The following is a 14,493-nucleotide window of genomic DNA, read 5'->3' as shown; positions in this document are numbered from 1 at the left end:
CTCTGCCGGCGGCCGGGCCCCTGTCCCGGCCGCCAAAGCCCGCTCGCGCGCGGCCCCCTCGCTATAAGGCGCTGCCGCCGGTTTCTCCGGTGCGGATGCGCACGGCGTCGCCAAGGGGAATGACGAAGATCTTGCCGTCCCCGATTTCGCCCGTATGGGCCGCCTCGCGGATGGCCGCCACCAGCCGGGGCACGTCCGCGTCCTCCACCACCAGCTCGATTTTGACCTTGGGCACAAAATCAATGGTGTATTCCGCGCCCCGGTAGACCTCGGTGTGGCCGCGCTGCCGGCCGAACCCCTTGACCGCGTCCACGGTCATGCCCCGGATGCCCATTTCCGTCAGTTTCTCTTTCACATCATCGAGCTTGAAAGGCCGGACGATGGCTTCGATGCGTTTCATGCAAGGCTCCCAGATGGCGACGCCGGGCGTCGGCGGAAGGTTGGCCGCTATTCGCCGTAGGCGGCTTCGGTGTGTTCCGAGAGGTCGAGCCCGATGGTCTCGGCCTGGGGTTCGAGACGCAGGCCCATCGTGGCCTTTAGGACCGCGAGAATGATCCAGCTGACGGCAAAGGCAAAGACCCCGACCACGGCAATGGCCAGGACCTGGGTCAGGAGCTGGTGGGGATTGCCGTAGAAAAGCCCGTCCGCCCCGGCCGGGTTGACCAGCTTCTGGGCCAGCAGGCCGACGAGCAGCGTGCCGAGCACGCCGCCGACGCCGTGGATGCCGACCACGTCCAGGCTGTCGTCGAAACGCAGCCGGGCCTTTAACAGCACGGCCCCGTAGCAGACCAGGCCGGCCACCATGCCGATCGCGACAGCCGCGCCCGGGGCGACGAAGCCCGCGCCCGGGGTGATGGTGGCCAGGCCCGCCACCGCGCCCGAGGCCGCGCCGAGGGTCGTGGGCTTGCCCCGGTGCCACCACTCGACGGCCGACCAGGTGGCCATGCCGGCCATGCCGCCCAGATGGGTGGCGGCAAAGGCCCCGGCGGCCACGCCGTCGGCGGCCAGCGCGCTGCCGGCGTTGAAGCCGAACCAGCCGAACCACAAAAGACCCGTGCCGAGAAGGGTCATGGGCAGGTTGTGGGGCACGATCTGGTGCTTGCCATGGTCCTTTCGGGGTCCGGTCACCAGGACGGCGGCCAGGGCGGCCGCGCCGCAGGTCAGATGGACCACGATGCCGCCGGCGAAATCGAGGACGCCCATTGCCTTCAGCCAGCCGCCGTTGCCCCAGACCCAGTGGCAGACCGGATTATAGACCAGGATGGTCCAGGCCAGGGAAAAGAGCAGAAAGGGGCCAAAGCGCATCCGCTCGGCCACGGCCCCGGTGATGAGCGCCGGGGTGATGGCCGCGAACATGCACTGGAACATGGCAAAAGCGATGTGGGGGATGGTGGCCGCGTAGTCCGGGTTGGGGGCCGCGCCCACGCCGCCGAGGCCCACCCAGGCCAAGGACCCGATGAGGCCGTGGCTGTCCGGACCAAAGGACATGGAATAGCCGAGGTAGACCCACTCGAAGGTGACCAGGGAAATGAGGATGAAGCTTTGCATGATGGTGCCGAGCACATTTTTCTTGCGCACCATGCCGCCGTAAAAAAGGGCCAGTCCCGGAATCATGAGCAGCACAAGGGCCGCGCTGACCAGGACAAAGGCCGTGTCGCCACTTTGAAGCATGTCGCCCCCCCAAAAATGTTTGGTGGGCTTCTAACACGGCGAAAGGCTTGGAGCAAATTCACGAGAATGTTAACACGGAAGGCCTTTGGGGCCGAATTCTTGTCGGGTTTGCGACAGGATAGCGGGCGTTGTCCGGGCAAAGGCGGGATGTGGCCGGCGCGGCGTGGGAAAACCGGCGTACAAACCAAAAGTGGGAGGCCCAAGGCCTCCCGCAACGGGCGAATAGACAAATTTCGGAAATACACCGGACGCACATCTCCCCAGGCAGGGGGCCCGGGGGAGTCCTTCCCCCGCTGGGGTCCGGGGCAAAGCCCCGGTTTCCTAAGCTCCCGGCAGGGCCAGGGTCCCCCGGTAGGCGTCGAGGCTCCCGATCCCGAGCTCTTCCATCAACACCGGCAGCCGTTCGGCGATGCGGAAGGCCATGTCCGGGCGCATGAAGTTGGCCGTGCCGATCTGGACGGCGTGGGCCCCGACCAGCATGAATTCCAGCACGTCCTCGGCGGAGCTTATGCCGCCAACGGCGATGACCGGGGCCGAGACCGCCCGGCAGACCTGCCAGACGCAGCGCAGGGCCACGGGCTTGATGGCCGGGCCGGACAGGCCGCCGATGCCATTGGCGAGCCGCGGCTTTCGGGTCCGGATGTCCACGCTCATGCCGGTCAGCGTGTTGATGCAGGTCAGCGCGTCGGCCCCGCCGAGCACGGCCGCCCGGGCGATGGCCACGATGTCGGTGACGTTTGGCGAGAGCTTCACCCAGACCGGCTTGTCCCCGGCCCGCTTTTTGACGGCCTCGGTCAGTCGCCCGGCCATGGCCGGGTCCTGGCCAAAGGCGATGCCCCCGGCCTTGACGTTGGGGCAGGAAATATTGACCTCCAGGGCGGCCACGCCCTCGGCCTTGGACAGGACCCCGGCCAGCTCGGCGAATTCGTCGGCATCGCAGGCGTAGAGGTTGGCGATGATCGGCGTTGCGGCGTGGGGCAGGCGCGGCAGCTTGTCGCGCAAAAAGACTTCCACGCCGCAGTTTTGCAGGCCGATGGCATTGAGCATCCCGGACGGCGTCTCGGCGATGCGCGGCATGGGGTTGCCCAGGCGCGGCGCAAGCGACAGCCCCTTGACCACGATGCCGCCCAGGGCCCGCAGGTCGCCGTAGGGCGCGAATTCCAGGCCGTAGCCGAAGGTGCCGGAGGCGGTCATGACCGGGTTTTTGAGCCGCATCCCCGGCAGGCGAACGGTGGTGTCCACGCTCATGCCTCCTCCGAAAGGGCCAGTTCCTCGACCCAGAAGACCGGACCCTCGGTGCAGGTCTGGACGTAGGAGCCAAGGACGTTTTTCTCGACGCAGCCGAGACAGCCGCCCACGCCGCAGGCCATGCGGTTTTCAAGCGACACCTGACCCCGGACGCTGTACTTGCGGCAAAGCCGGGCCACGGTCACCAGGAAGGGCCGCGGCCCGCAGGCCAGGACCAGCCCGTCGGCATGGGCGGCCACGGTGGCGTCCAAAAGCGCCACAAAGGCCGGCAGGTCGGCCGGCGTCTTTTCCTGAAACGCCCGGGCCGCGACCAGTCCGGCCAAATCGTCGAAGGGATAGCAGGAAAGCGGCTGGCGGTGGCCGAAGACCAGGGACAGGTTCTCCGGCCTCGGGTGCGTGGCCGCGTATTCCACAAAGGGCGCGATGCCGACCCCGCCGGCCAGCATGACCGTCGGCAGATCCGGCTCCAGGGCGAACCCCTGGCCGAGCGGCCCCCAGACCGTCACTTCCGCTCCGGCCGGCAGGCGGCAGAGGATGTCCGTGCCCCGGCCGCAGACCTGGACGAAAAGCGTCAGCCGTTCGGCCGTCAGGCGGCAGATGGAAAAGGGCCTCGGCCAGACCGGATCGGTGCCGAAGGCCTTGGGCCGGACCATGACGAACTGGCCGGCCACGGCCGGGGCCAAGCCCGGATTTTCCAGCTCCAGGATGTAACAGCCGCCGGCCGGGCCCGCTTCCCCCACCGGGGAGACGGACAGGACGGCCACGTCGCGGCAAGCGCCGGCAATACCCACAAGCCACCTCGCATTGAAAACGTGCCGCCTTTTACCGCCTTTGCCCGGCCTTGTAAAACAGGGACGTCCCGGACGCCCGGATCGCTTGAACTTGACCGGCCTTGCCCGTAGTGTGGCCGCACCCCGACAACGATCGGCCGGCCACGCGCGCCGGCCGCACGAGGAACCGCATGCGCCGAGACATCGACCTCGAGGACGAGCAGCGCGACACGACGGTGCGCACCTTCCACAAAGGCGCCACGCTGTTCAAGGAAGGCCAGCCCGGCGACGTGGCCTATATCGTGAAGACCGGCCGGGTGGCCGTCTACCGGGTGATCAACAACCGCCGGGTGGGTCTTGGCGAACGCGGACCGGGAGAGATGGTCGGCGAAATGGGGGTCATGACCGGCGAGCCGCGCGGCAGCTCGGCCGAGGCCCTGGAATACACCGAGGTGCTGGTGTGCGACCAGAACCTCGTGCGCACCATGCTGCTCAAAAGCCCGCGCCCGGTCCAGATCCTGGCCGGCTATCTGGTCGACCGGGTGAAAGCCCTGTCCGCCCGGGTCACCGACCGGCCGGCCGCCAATCCCTTCCTGTCCGTGTGCCGGGTGACGGCGCTCGCCTGGCAGGCGGCCAGCCGGACCGAAGTCCCGGAACTGCGCTACGCCGAGCTTTCCCGCACCATCAAAGACATCCTGCTCGTCAGCCAGATCGAGATCGACGCGGTCTTCGACCGCTTAAAGCAGATGCACCTCGTGACCGTAACCGACGTCAAAGGCAGCTTCACCCGCAAGGACCCGGTCCTTGGCTCGGAAAAGCCGGGCACGGCCTTTGTCAAAGACCGACTCGTCCGCCTGCCGGACGCGGACAAATTCCTGGCCGTGGCCAAAAACATGGCCCGCGACGCCAAGGGACGACCCGATTTCGAGGTGGACCTGGAATTTTGCGACCTGCCCGACTTCGCCGCCGCGGCCGGCACCACGCCGGACATCCTCTACAAGAAGATCGGCTACCGCGAGATTCCCGAAGAGCTCTTCTTTTTTCACAAAGGGCAAACCATGGCCTACATCGAGCGGATGGGGCCCGACTATTTCAAGCAGGCCCGCAAGCCGCGCCTCTCGGCCGCCGATCTCGAATGCCTCGACGACATCGTCCACGTGGACAACGCCACCTTGCAAGAGGCCTTCTCGAACCTCGGCTTCCACAAGGTGGCCGTGGCCGCGGCCACGGCCGGCGAGGCGGCCTGCGAGAAGATTTACAAGAACCTGTCGAAAAAGATCGCCGCCGTGGTCCGCGAAGAGGCCGCCGCCCTGGCCGGCTGCGACGAGGACGAGGCCGCCGACGTGGAGAAGGAATTGCTCGACCGGATCAAAGCCATCAAGGGACTCGCCCTGTGAACATCGCCACCGTCATCGGCATCGTCTTCGGCATCACCATCCTCGGCTTCGCCACCTTCCTGTCCACGGACAGCGCCGGGGTCTTCATCAACTTCCCGGGCCTGGCCATCGTCCTTGGCGGCACTTTGGCCTCGACCTTCATCTGCTTCCCCCTCAAAGAGGTCATGCGGGTTTTCAACACCTTCCTCATCGCGCTCAAGCGCGAGGAGCTGCCGACCGACAACTACATCGAGGAGATCGTGGAGATCGCCCGCCACGCCTCGACCCGGGGCACCATCCACCTGGAAAAAGCCCTGCCCGGCATCGAAAACGAATTTCTGCAAAGCGCCATCCAGATGCTCGTGGACGGCTACTCCCGGGAAGAGATCCAGGAGATCCTCGACACCCGCATCGAGCAGACCTACCAGCAGGAGCTGTCCTCGGCCGGCATCTACCGGACCATGGCCAAGCTGGCCCCGGCCTATGGCATGATCGGCACCCTGATCGGCCTGATCGGCATGATGCAGTCCATGAGTGTGGGCCTTGGCAATCTTGGCGCCCACATGGCCGTGGCCCTGACCACCACGCTCTACGGCATCCTGCTGGCCAACCTGATCCTCCTGCCCATCGCCATCAAGGTGGAAAAACGGATCGAGGAACGCATCATCCTCATGTGCGTCATCCGCGACGGCACGCTTTTCATCAAGGACAAGACCCCGGCCGCCATCGTCCTCGACAAGCTCAAGGCCTACCTGCCGACCAGGCGCTGGTCGTCCATCGAACGCAAGGACAAGGAAGAGGTCGAGGCGTGATGCCGCCGGCCAAGGCCAAGGCGACGCCCCCCTCTCGCACTGCCCCGAAGCAGGAAGACACGACGTGCTGAAACTCTCCGACCTGCGCAAGCGCCGCCCCGAAGACGATGACCTGTGGCCGATCTCCATGGCCGACATGATGACGCTGCTCCTGTGCTTTTTCCTGCTCCTCGTGGCCGTGTCCCACGTGGACCTCGGCCGCTACGAGCGGGTGGCCGACTCCATGCAAAAGGCCATGATCCCGGACAAGCCGGCTTCCAAGCCCAAAGCCCCCGAGCCGCAACCCGCACCCCCCAAGGCTCCCGCGCCGCAGGCCGCCCCCAAGTCCCCGCCTCCGCCGCCAGAGCCCGCGTCCGTGCGCTCCAAGGTCAGCCACACCACCCTGGCCAGCGACCCCGTGCCGCCGCTCGAACCCGAAAAGCCCAAGCCCGAGGCCAAACCGGCCGAGCCCGCCCCGCCCCAAGCCGCGGCCGTCCCGGCCGGACCCGAGGCCGAACGGACCGGACCCACCAAAAAAAGCCTGGAAGACATCCGCAAGGAACTGGCCGGCAAGCTCGACATCACCTCCGGCGCGGTGGAAATCCTGCCCCGCGAGAACGGCGTGGAACTGAACCTGCGCGGCGCGGCCTTCTTCGACGCGGCCAGCGCGGACATCAAATCCGGCGGCCTGCCGCTTTTGCGCGACATCGCCGCCACCCTGTCCGGCACGCCCTACAGGGTGACCGTCGAAGGCCACACCGACAACCGCCCCATCGAATCCTGGCTCTACCCCTCCAACTGGGAACTCTCCTCGGCCCGGGCCAGCCGGGTGGCCCGCCTCCTCATCGACGGCGGCGTGCCGGCCGGCCACATGCGCGTCGAAGGCCTGGCCGACACCCAGCCCGTGGCCCCCAACACCGACCCCGCCGGCCGGTCCATTGCCGAGAACCAGGCCCGCAACCGGCGCGTCGTCATCTTGGTCAGCCCGTAAGAGGGGGAAGGAGAAAAGATGCCTCCGGCGGCCGGGAGGGGATGATCCCCTCCCGGACCCTCCTCACTGGGGTTGGAACGGGTGGGAGGAGATGGGAAAGTGGGCGGCGCTTTTTCTTTAAAAGCCTGTTCGTAAAGTTCCTTCAAACTCGCCCGGTTCCTCCGGCCACACCGACGTACACCCGACCACGACCTCCAGCCACCCGCTTCCCCAACTTCCGCTCCCCCGCCCAGGGGGTCCGGGGGGGATGATCCCCCCGGCCGCCGGAGGCATCTTCCCCTCCTGCCTCCTCTCCTCGACCTTCGTCCCCCTACTCGTCGCGCAGCGACTCTGCCTCGTGTCGCCCCGCACCGCCCCCTGCCCCGGGACTGGGGCCGGTGCGGGGGAATTCCCGGCCGGCGAGCTTGCGGTAGAGCCGGCGGCCTTCCTCGAAGCCGGGACTGATGTCCAGGGCTTTCTCGACGCACTCCCGTGCCCGTTCGGTATTGCCCATGAAATAGAAGGCCTTGGACATGTTGAAATGGATGTTCTCGTCTTGGGGGGTGAGGGTCAGGGCCTGCTGGTAGGCGTGGAGGGCCCCGGCCAGGTCGCCGCTCTTGCGCAGCTTGACGCCAAGCGAGTTGAAGGGATTGGGGGTGTTGGGGTCGTATTTGAGGACTTCGATGAACAGTTCCTTGGTCTCTTCCATGCGGTTGAACTGGGCGTGGATCTCAGCCGCCTTCTGGAGATAGCGCTTGAATTCGTCCAGTTCGCCCTTGCCCTTGTAGGCGTCGGCCAGGCCCTTGTAGGCCTCGGCGAAGAGGTCGTTTATCTTGATGGCCTTTTTAAACGCGATGATGGCCTGGCCGTACTTCTGGCGGATCAGGCAGCGGCAGCCCATGTCGTAGTATTTCTGGGCCATGTTCTGTTCGGAGATGATCTCTTCGAAGGCTTCGATGGCGTCGTCGAAGTTGCCCATGGCCACCATTTCGCGGGCGTCCTCGATCTGCTCGCGCTCGATTTCGGTGACGCGTTCGACTTGGCAGCCGCGCAGGACATGCTTGGTGAAGGTCTCCTGGGAGTAGGGGCGCAGGATGTAGCCGGCGCAGCCCACGGCGATGGCGTCGAGGACCTTGTCGCGCTGGCTCTCCGAGGTGACGAGGACCACGGGCACGTCTTTGAGGCGCAGGTCGCGGCGGGCGGCGCGCAGGAACTGGGTGCCTTCCATGTCGTCGAGCTGGCTGTCGAGGAGCACCATGTCCGTGCGGTTGGCGGTGAGAAACTCCAGGGCTTTTTCCCCGGAGGAAAACTGCTCCACCCGCCTTGGCCGGAAGGCGGCCAGGGACCGGCGGTCGCGGCGGGCGTTCTCCTCGTTGCGGGTGACGATGACCACGGTGTCGAAGAGGATCGGGGAATAGTCCATGGCGACGCCCTCGTGTTACGCTGCGGGGGCGCTTGGCCCGAAGCGGTCGTGGTAGCGGTCCTTGAAGGCGCGAAGGGCCGGCAGGCCGGGCAAGACGTCGAAGAGTTCCCGGACGTGGCCGCGCTCGAAGAAAAGCCGCCGGGTCCGGGGAAAGGCCATGTCGTTGATCCAGCTTAAAAGCAGCAGGGCGAAATCGTTGGTCGTGCCCATGGCGGCGTAGTTCCCGATGCGGCCGGCCTCGATGTCGGCGAGGACGTCGGGGTTGTAGCGGTCCGGGATGTCGGGGAGGCCGAGGAAGACCACGTCGTCCTTGTCGCTTGGAGCCTTGAAATGCTCGATCATGATCCGGGCGATGTCGAGCTTGTCGGCGTCGCGCACGATGCGGACAAGCGTCAGGGCCTCCGGATCGCCGCCAAGAACCGCCCGGGGGATGGTCCGCCGGTTGTGGGCGACGACGGCCAGGCGCACGAGCCGGCGGTCCCGGTCCGGGAGCCCGGCCAGGCCGTGGTGGCGGGCCAGGGCGATGGCCCCGAGGACGGCGTGGTTGGCGCTGTCGGCGTCCCGGAAGGTCCGGTAGCGCTGGTATTGGGGGAATCTGCCCGTGTCGTGGACCAGTCCGGCCACGGTGGCCAGCCTGACTAGGCGCGGCGAAAGGTTCAACTCCAGGGCCTGCTCCCGGGCCTCGTCCATGACCAGCCGGCAGTGGCGGCGCTTGAGTTCCAGGCGCGCGGCATCGGCCGGCTCCGCCATGGCGCAGCCGGCCACGAAATCATCGAACCATGCGAGCAGCCGGTCAATCATGGCGCGTGCCCTGTCCCCTAAAAGACATGACCTTCTTTTTTAAGAAAAAAAGCAATTGTCCCCAGGCGTGGCTTTCGAAATCCCCTGCACGGATTCCGCGGGCCCGACCCTAGGGCCGGTCGTGGTCTTCGTGCCCGTCCTTTTTTTCGTCCTTCTTCGGGAGTTCGGGATCGGGCTCGTCGAACTCCTTGTCGCGCAGCGGCCCGCCCGGCCCGAACAGGAAGCGCAGGAGCCAAGCCATGCCGCCGAGGATGGCCGCGATGAAAAGGCCCTTGAGCACGACGGAAAAAAATCCCTCTTCGAGTCCCGGGCCGAACGGCCAGGTCTTATGCCAGCTCGGTTCCACGGCGCTCGAGGCCCAAAACACCAGGCCGCTGAAAAAACCCATAAGATGCTCCATAGGCGCATTTGCGCATCTCTTAAGACTTACTCGGGATTTTGACGCGTTGCAAGGTGCCTGCCGGGCTCGGATGCATTGCCTTTTCCCGGGGTTGCGCCTACAAGAAGCAGACTTGGGCGTTTCGCGAATATCCTCGCGCGCCCCTCCCCAATGGCCCCATGCCGGCCCTTTTGGGAAGACGTCTGGTCATGGAGGCATTGATGCGCGTGTTGGTTGTCGAGGATGATTTCACCAGCAGGAAGATCCTCCAGAAGATTCTCGGCCCCTTTGGCGAAGTCGACATCGCGGTCAACGGCCTGGAGGCCCTCCAGGCCTTCAACCAGTCCCTTGACGACGACAATCCCTATGACCTGATCTGCATGGACATCATGATGCCCGAGATGGACGGGCAGACGGCGCTTAAAAAGATCCGGGCCATCGAAAAGGAACGGGGCATCCTCCCGGCCAAGGAGGCCAAGGTCGTCATGACCACGGCCCTGGACGACCCGAAAAACGTGGTGGAAGCCTATTACAAGGGCGGGGCCACCTCCTACGTGCCAAAGCCCATCGACAAGCACATGCTGCTCCACCTGCTCAAAAATCTCGGCGTCCTCGAATAACGCCCCCCTCCCGGGATTCCCGGACTCGCTTTCCCCCGAACCGGCCGGTCCGTCGCCGCCGGCGGCCGGCCTGTGCCGTCCGGCTTCCGTTGCCTCCCCGCTTTTCCGCCCGTTCCCGGGCCACGCCCCCGTCCCGGCGGGCATGCCGCGACGGCATGGGCCGGCCGGTTTGCCTGGCCTGACCCGCTTCCGAGGCCCCTGCCGCGCCGGCCACCTTGCCCCGGCGGGCTTCCCGCTTTTGGTGCGCGCAAAAAAAACGACACCCCGGCCCGCTGCAGCGGGCCGGGGTGTCGCCGGAGAGGAAGGCGGGGGTTACGCTTCCTTCTTGATCTTGGACTTGCTCATGGACAGGCCTATGCCGCCGAACATGTCGAAAATGGCATAGCCATACCACATGGTGTAGAGGACGTAGAAGATGAGCAGACCGGCCACGGTCGGGATCTTGGTCATGATACTCTCGGCCGGGATGCCGTAGAAGTTGTAGGCCGGTTCGATGGCCTTCTGGTTGACCATATTGACGACGTTGGCTTCCTCGATCTGCTTGGCCTTTTGCAGCGGCTTGATCATGGAGGAGAGCAACGACCACCAGCCCTTCATGGCCACCTTGCCGTCCATGCCGTAGGCGTCGGTCAGGGGTTTGGCGTCGTCCTTGTAGAGCAGGTCGGCGTCGGCCACGACCTTGCCGAGTATGGCGCCGAGGTCGCAGGAAACGCCCAGCATTTCGCCCTTGACCTCGGCCGTGGCGCCGACCTTGGCCAGAAGCGCCTGGGCGATCTTCAGGTCCTCGGCGCTTTTGGGCTTCACCTCGACACTGATCTGCTTGCCTTCAAACGGCTTCACAGCCTTGGCAACCTCGGGAATGAAGTAGGACGATCCCTTGGACAGCTTGTTGAAAAGGTCGTCGGAGAAATGCAGTCCGTTCACCCCGCCCGGGAAGATCGGTGAGAAGATGAGCAGGAAGACCACGAGAAAGGACAGCATCAACATCGCGCCCTTGGCAAAGAGCTTTTTATCCCTGATAAGCATGCCTTATCCCTCCTGGCGCAAGGCGCCGATATTGACGATGAACTTGCCGATGACCCACGCGCCGAAGAGGGCGACCACGATCCAGAACACGATGTTGCCGACGTATTCGATGCCGTTGACCAGTTCCTTGGACATGTTCAGGTATTCGAGTTCCACGAACTTCTTGGGCAGGGTGGCCACCCGGTTGATGAAGCCGGCGATGATGGACATGGCGTAAAAGCCGCGGATGTGGATGCCCTTGACCACCTTGGTGGTCAGGGCCCCGACCTGGATGCCCAAAAGCGAACCGAGCAGCATGCCCATGGCCAGGGTGTAGAACACGTAGCCGTAGATGGCGTACTGGGCGATGGCGCCGAGGCCGGCGGTGAAGATGATCTGGAGGATGTCCGTGCCGACCGTGGTCATGGAGGACACGCCGAAGACGTAGACGAACATGGGGAAGGTGACGAAGCCGCCGCCGACGCCCATGAGCGCGGCCAGGATGCCGACGATCATGCCGCCCGCGGCCACGATCCAGCCCGAGATCCGCTTGCCGCCGGGCACGAAGTCCTCGTCGAAGGTGATCATGGGGGCGATGTTGAGGTTTTGCAGCTTGAGCGCCATGCCGGTGACGCCGGCCGGTCCGCCGTGGCTGCCGCCGTGGGCGTCGCTGCCGCTCTCCTTGCGGCTGGCCCGCAGGAAGTCGAACAGGGCGTAGAAACCGAGGAACCCGAGCAGCACGGCGTAGATGGAGCTGATGAAGAATTCGGAAAGGAGCGGATCTTTGTTGTAAAGGCCCTTGTTGATGGCGCCGCCGATGAACGTGCCGCCGCCGGAGCCGACCAGGAAGGCGATGGCCAGCTTGCCCGAGACGTTGCCGAGCTTTTTGTGCACGGCCGTGCCCATGATGGCCTTGGCAAAGATGTGAAAGAGGTCGGTGCCGACGGCCAGGATGCCCTTGACGCCCGCGGCCATCAGCGCCGGGGTGATGATGAAGCCGCCGCCCGCGCCGATGCAGCCGGTGATAAGGCCGGCGGCCAGGCCGACGGCGATGGACACCAGAAAGATCTGGGTGGTGTAGAAGGCCGGCCCGTAGGCGGTCTTGCTGCCGATGAAGTCGCTGGCCTCGACAAAGGACACTGCCAGGATGGGCAGGGCCAGGATCATGAGGAAAAGGAGCTTTTTCCTGTTCTTAAGAATGGACGTGGAAACTTCCATGTCCCACTGGGCGTGCGCGATGGACGCCGCCTTGAGGAATTCATAGACCTGTCTGCCGAACCCCATTTTCGCTTCCTCCGTTTTGAAAGTGCCGTTTCGCGCGTGTCGCGTCGCGCGACAACCCCTACCTCGCGACGATCAAACCCGTCCGTTTCCTTGCCTTCCCCGCCTGGTCAGCCGGCGCCGCCGCATTCTCCCAGCACCCGGCGCACCGTGCGCTTGAGACGTTCGAAATCACCCTCTTTCTCCACCCGGACCACGCCGGTCGCGCCGGCCTCGGCCTCGAAGCCGGGAAACACGTGCAGCACCACGGGCAGCAGAGGGTAGAGACGGGTGACATGCGGGACAAGGGAGCCGCCTTGCGGATCGCCGATCTCGGCATCGAGGACGAGCAGATCGGCCGACGCCGGGGCGGCCAGGTGCGCGAGGACCTCGGCGCCCGAGCCCGCCGTCAGCACGGCATAGCCCTCGCGGCCGAATTCCCGGCGCAAGAGCTCCCGGATGTTGGCGTTTCTCTCGGCGATAACAAGCGTTGCCCCCGCACACTTCACAACCACGCTCCATGACAAGGTTTAGCCGCCATATCGCAACTCCCGTGCCAAAAAAGACCGGGGGCACAGACGCATCAATAGACTGGAATTAAAAGTCTTTTGCCGCCGCCGATGCCGCGTCTCCCGGGGCTTGTCCGGGAGAGCCTGTCAGCAATCTTTACGGTTTGTAAAAGAAGGCGGAGGGGAGGGTCAGGAATCGGATTGGCGCACGCGCGATTCGATGCGAAGGCCGTACTTTTCGATCTTGGCCAAAAGCGTCGGCCGGGACAGGCCAAGGAGCCGGGCCGCCTGGGAACGGTTGCCGCCGGTGGCTTCCAAGGCCTCGCGGATGACGAGGAGGCCAAAACGGTCCATGAGGTCCTCGAAAAGGCTTTCCCGGCCGGAGGCGAGTTCCCGGCGGACGTACCGGGCCAGGGAATCGCCCGGATCGGCCTCGGCCGGACCGCCCCCCCGCAGCGGCTCGCCCGAGGCCTTCTGGACCTCGTCCGGGCCAAGGGGCGCGCCGAGGTTGAAGATGAGCGCCTTCTTGACGGTGTTGCCGAGCTCCCGGACATTGCCCGGCCAGGGCTGGGTGGTCAAAAGCGCCATGGCCTCGTCCGAGACGCCGGGGTCGGGCTGGCCCATCTCCCGGGAATACCGGGCCAGGAAATAGCGGACAAGAAGCGGGATGTCGCCCGGCCGCTCCCGCAGGGGCGGCATGGCCATGGTCACGACCTTCAGGCGATAGTAGAGGTCCTCGCGGAACTGCCCGGCCCGGACGGCGGCCTCCAGGTCCCGGTTGGTGGCCGCGATGATGCGGACGTCGACCGGGATGACCTGCCGGCCGCCCAGACGCTCGACGTTTTGCTCCTGCAAGAGGCGCAGGATCTTGGCCTGGATCGACAGCGGCATGTCGCCGATCTCGTCCAGAAAGACCGTGCCCCGGTTGGCCTGCTCGATCTTGCCCACCTTGCGGCCGGTGGCTCCGGTGAACGCCCCCTTCTCGTAGCCGAACAGTTCGGATTCGAGCAGCGTTTCCGGGATGGCCACGCAGTTTATGACCAGAAACGGTTTGTCCGCCCGCAGCGAATGCTGGTACACGGCCCGGGCCACCAGCTCCTTGCCGGTGCCGGATTCGCCCCGGATGAGCACCGTGGCGTCGGTGGGCGCGGCCCGGCCGATGGCCTTGTAGAGGTCCTGCATGGCCTGGCTGCGGCCGATGATGGCGTCGGCCGCCACGGCCGCCTCCCCCTCCTCGCCCACGGCCACCCGGCTGCGCATGGACCGGCCGGCGGCCACGGCCTTTTCGATCAGCTTGAGGATCTCCGGGATGTCGAAGGGCTTGAGGATGTAGTCGTAGGCCCCCATCTTGGTGGCCTCGATGGCAATGTCCGTGGTGCCAAAGGCCGTCATGATGATGACCGGCAGCCTGGGCTCGAACTCGCGCATGGCGGCGTAGGCCTCGAGTCCCGAGATGCCGGGCATGCGCACGTCCATGACCACGAGGTCGGGCACGGCCTCGCGCACGGCCAGGATGCCGGCCTCGCCCGAGGAGGCGGTGCGCACCGCGTAGCCCTCGGCCGCAAGCAGCCGTTCGAAGCTCTGGCGCAACTGGTGATCGTCGTCGACGATGAGAATCTGGGCCGTGCGGCTATCCACGGCGGGGCTCCGAAACGCCGGCGGCGCAAGCA

The 14,493-nt window shown here is 65.7% G+C and carries 15 protein-coding genes; 4 read left to right on the top strand and 11 right to left on the bottom strand.

Translation table 11 applies throughout. The features are described 5' to 3' along the window. Positions 1–61: 61 nt before the first annotated feature. The 4 genes from DFW101_RS17995 to DFW101_RS17980 form a co-directional block, all read right to left on the bottom strand. A complete protein-coding gene (locus DFW101_RS17995; protein WP_009182945.1) occupies positions 62–400 on the bottom strand; it encodes a P-II family nitrogen regulator in 339 nt (112 codons plus the stop codon). Between the two features lie 47 nt (positions 401–447). Continuing rightward, complete coding sequence (locus DFW101_RS17990; RefSeq protein ID WP_009182944.1) at positions 448–1,671, bottom strand: ammonium transporter; 1,224 nt, start codon at positions 1,669–1,671, stop codon at positions 448–450. 321 nt (positions 1,672–1,992) lie between these two features. Continuing rightward, complete coding sequence (locus DFW101_RS17985) at positions 1,993–2,919, bottom strand: dihydroorotate dehydrogenase (RefSeq protein ID WP_009182943.1); 927 nt, start codon at positions 2,917–2,919, stop codon at positions 1,993–1,995. Next, the gene (locus tag DFW101_RS17980) at positions 2,916–3,710 is read right to left on the bottom strand and encodes an iron-sulfur cluster-binding protein (protein WP_009182942.1); all 795 of its coding nucleotides are present in this window, start codon (positions 3,708–3,710) and stop codon (positions 2,916–2,918) included. Before DFW101_RS17980 ends, DFW101_RS17985 begins: the two co-directional genes overlap by 4 nt. Positions 3,711–3,880: 170 nt before the next feature. Here DFW101_RS17980 and DFW101_RS17975 point away from each other — a divergent pair, with 170 nt between their 5' ends. The 3 genes from DFW101_RS17975 (at position 3,881) to DFW101_RS17965 (ending at position 6,847) form a co-directional block, all read left to right on the top strand. Next, entirely contained in the window at positions 3,881–5,086 is a 1,206-nt protein-coding gene (locus DFW101_RS17975; RefSeq protein ID WP_009182941.1) for a Crp/Fnr family transcriptional regulator, read from the top strand. Next, on the top strand, positions 5,083–5,877 hold the full coding sequence (locus tag DFW101_RS17970; RefSeq protein ID WP_009182940.1) for a motility protein A: 795 nt from the start codon (positions 5,083–5,085) through the stop codon (positions 5,875–5,877). Before DFW101_RS17975 ends, DFW101_RS17970 begins: the two co-directional genes overlap by 4 nt. A gap of 64 nt (positions 5,878–5,941) precedes the next feature. Beyond that, a complete protein-coding gene (locus DFW101_RS17965; RefSeq protein ID WP_009182939.1) occupies positions 5,942–6,847 on the top strand; it encodes an OmpA/MotB family protein in 906 nt (301 codons plus the stop codon). 310 nt (positions 6,848–7,157) lie between these two features. Here DFW101_RS17965 and DFW101_RS17960 read toward each other — a convergent pair whose 3' ends face one another. The 3 genes from DFW101_RS17960 to DFW101_RS17950 all read right to left on the bottom strand — a co-directional run bounded on the left by DFW101_RS17960 (position 7,158) and on the right by DFW101_RS17950 (position 9,438). After that, a complete protein-coding gene (locus DFW101_RS17960) occupies positions 7,158–8,249 on the bottom strand; it encodes a tetratricopeptide repeat protein (protein ID WP_009182938.1) in 1,092 nt (363 codons plus the stop codon). 15 nt (positions 8,250–8,264) lie between these two features. Further along, entirely contained in the window at positions 8,265–9,050 is a 786-nt protein-coding gene (locus tag DFW101_RS17955) for an HD domain-containing protein (RefSeq protein WP_009182937.1), read from the bottom strand. Positions 9,051–9,159: 109 nt separating this feature from the next. Beyond that, the gene (locus tag DFW101_RS17950) at positions 9,160–9,438 is read right to left on the bottom strand and encodes a hypothetical protein (protein WP_009182936.1); all 279 of its coding nucleotides are present in this window, start codon (positions 9,436–9,438) and stop codon (positions 9,160–9,162) included. Between the two features lie 212 nt (positions 9,439–9,650). On the opposite strand from DFW101_RS17950, the gene DFW101_RS17945 reads away from it, so the two are divergent. Continuing rightward, positions 9,651–10,049, top strand: coding sequence for a response regulator (locus DFW101_RS17945; protein ID WP_009182935.1), 399 nt, complete (start codon positions 9,651–9,653; stop codon positions 10,047–10,049). Positions 10,050–10,361: 312 nt separating this feature from the next. On the opposite strand, the gene DFW101_RS17940 is transcribed toward DFW101_RS17945, so the two are convergent. The 4 genes from DFW101_RS17940 to DFW101_RS17925 form a co-directional block, all read right to left on the bottom strand. Continuing rightward, positions 10,362–11,075 (bottom strand): hypothetical protein, encoded by a 714-nt coding sequence (locus tag DFW101_RS17940; RefSeq protein ID WP_009182934.1) that lies wholly within the window; start codon positions 11,073–11,075, stop codon positions 10,362–10,364. 3 nt (positions 11,076–11,078) lie between these two features. Beyond that, on the bottom strand, positions 11,079–12,338 hold the full coding sequence (locus DFW101_RS17935) for a sulfite exporter TauE/SafE family protein (RefSeq protein ID WP_009182933.1): 1,260 nt from the start codon (positions 12,336–12,338) through the stop codon (positions 11,079–11,081). A 107-nt stretch (positions 12,339–12,445) separates the two neighbouring features. Further along, positions 12,446–12,823, bottom strand: a complete 378-nt coding sequence (locus DFW101_RS17930; RefSeq protein ID WP_009182932.1) for a response regulator — start codon at positions 12,821–12,823, stop codon at positions 12,446–12,448. A 189-nt stretch (positions 12,824–13,012) separates the two neighbouring features. After that, a complete protein-coding gene (locus tag DFW101_RS17925) occupies positions 13,013–14,461 on the bottom strand; it encodes a sigma-54-dependent transcriptional regulator (RefSeq protein WP_009182931.1) in 1,449 nt (482 codons plus the stop codon). Positions 14,462–14,493: the final 32 nt, after the last annotated feature.

Origin of the sequence: Solidesulfovibrio carbinoliphilus subsp. oakridgensis, from assembly GCF_000177215.2 — a bacterium.
Taxonomy (GTDB): Bacteria; Desulfobacterota; Desulfovibrionia; order Desulfovibrionales; family Desulfovibrionaceae; genus Solidesulfovibrio; species Solidesulfovibrio carbinoliphilus.
This window is presented reverse-complemented; position numbering and strand designations above follow the sequence as displayed.

What these genes read in the sequence shown, in the direction of transcription:
- DFW101_RS17995 (WP_009182945.1), bottom strand. Translation starts at nt 400, where the DNA reads ATGAAACGCATCGAAGCCATCGTCCGGCCTTTCAAGCTCGATGATGTG.
- DFW101_RS17990 (WP_009182944.1), bottom strand. Translation starts at nt 1,671, where the DNA reads ATGCTTCAAAGTGGCGACACGGCCTTTGTCCTGGTCAGCGCGGCCCTT.
- DFW101_RS17985 (WP_009182943.1), bottom strand. Translation starts at nt 2,919, where the DNA reads ATGAGCGTGGACACCACCGTTCGCCTGCCGGGGATGCGGCTCAAAAAC.
- DFW101_RS17975 (WP_009182941.1), top strand. Translation starts at nt 3,881, where the DNA reads ATGCGCCGAGACATCGACCTCGAGGACGAGCAGCGCGACACGACGGTG.
- DFW101_RS17960 (WP_009182938.1), bottom strand. Translation starts at nt 8,249, where the DNA reads ATGGACTATTCCCCGATCCTCTTCGACACCGTGGTCATCGTCACCCGC.
- DFW101_RS17955 (WP_009182937.1), bottom strand. Translation starts at nt 9,050, where the DNA reads ATGATTGACCGGCTGCTCGCATGGTTCGATGATTTCGTGGCCGGCTGC.
- DFW101_RS17950 (WP_009182936.1), bottom strand. Translation starts at nt 9,438, where the DNA reads ATGGGTTTTTTCAGCGGCCTGGTGTTTTGGGCCTCGAGCGCCGTGGAA.
- DFW101_RS17945 (WP_009182935.1), top strand. Translation starts at nt 9,651, where the DNA reads ATGCGCGTGTTGGTTGTCGAGGATGATTTCACCAGCAGGAAGATCCTC.
- DFW101_RS17940 (WP_009182934.1), bottom strand. Translation starts at nt 11,075, where the DNA reads ATGCTTATCAGGGATAAAAAGCTCTTTGCCAAGGGCGCGATGTTGATG.
- DFW101_RS17935 (WP_009182933.1), bottom strand. Translation starts at nt 12,338, where the DNA reads ATGGGGTTCGGCAGACAGGTCTATGAATTCCTCAAGGCGGCGTCCATC.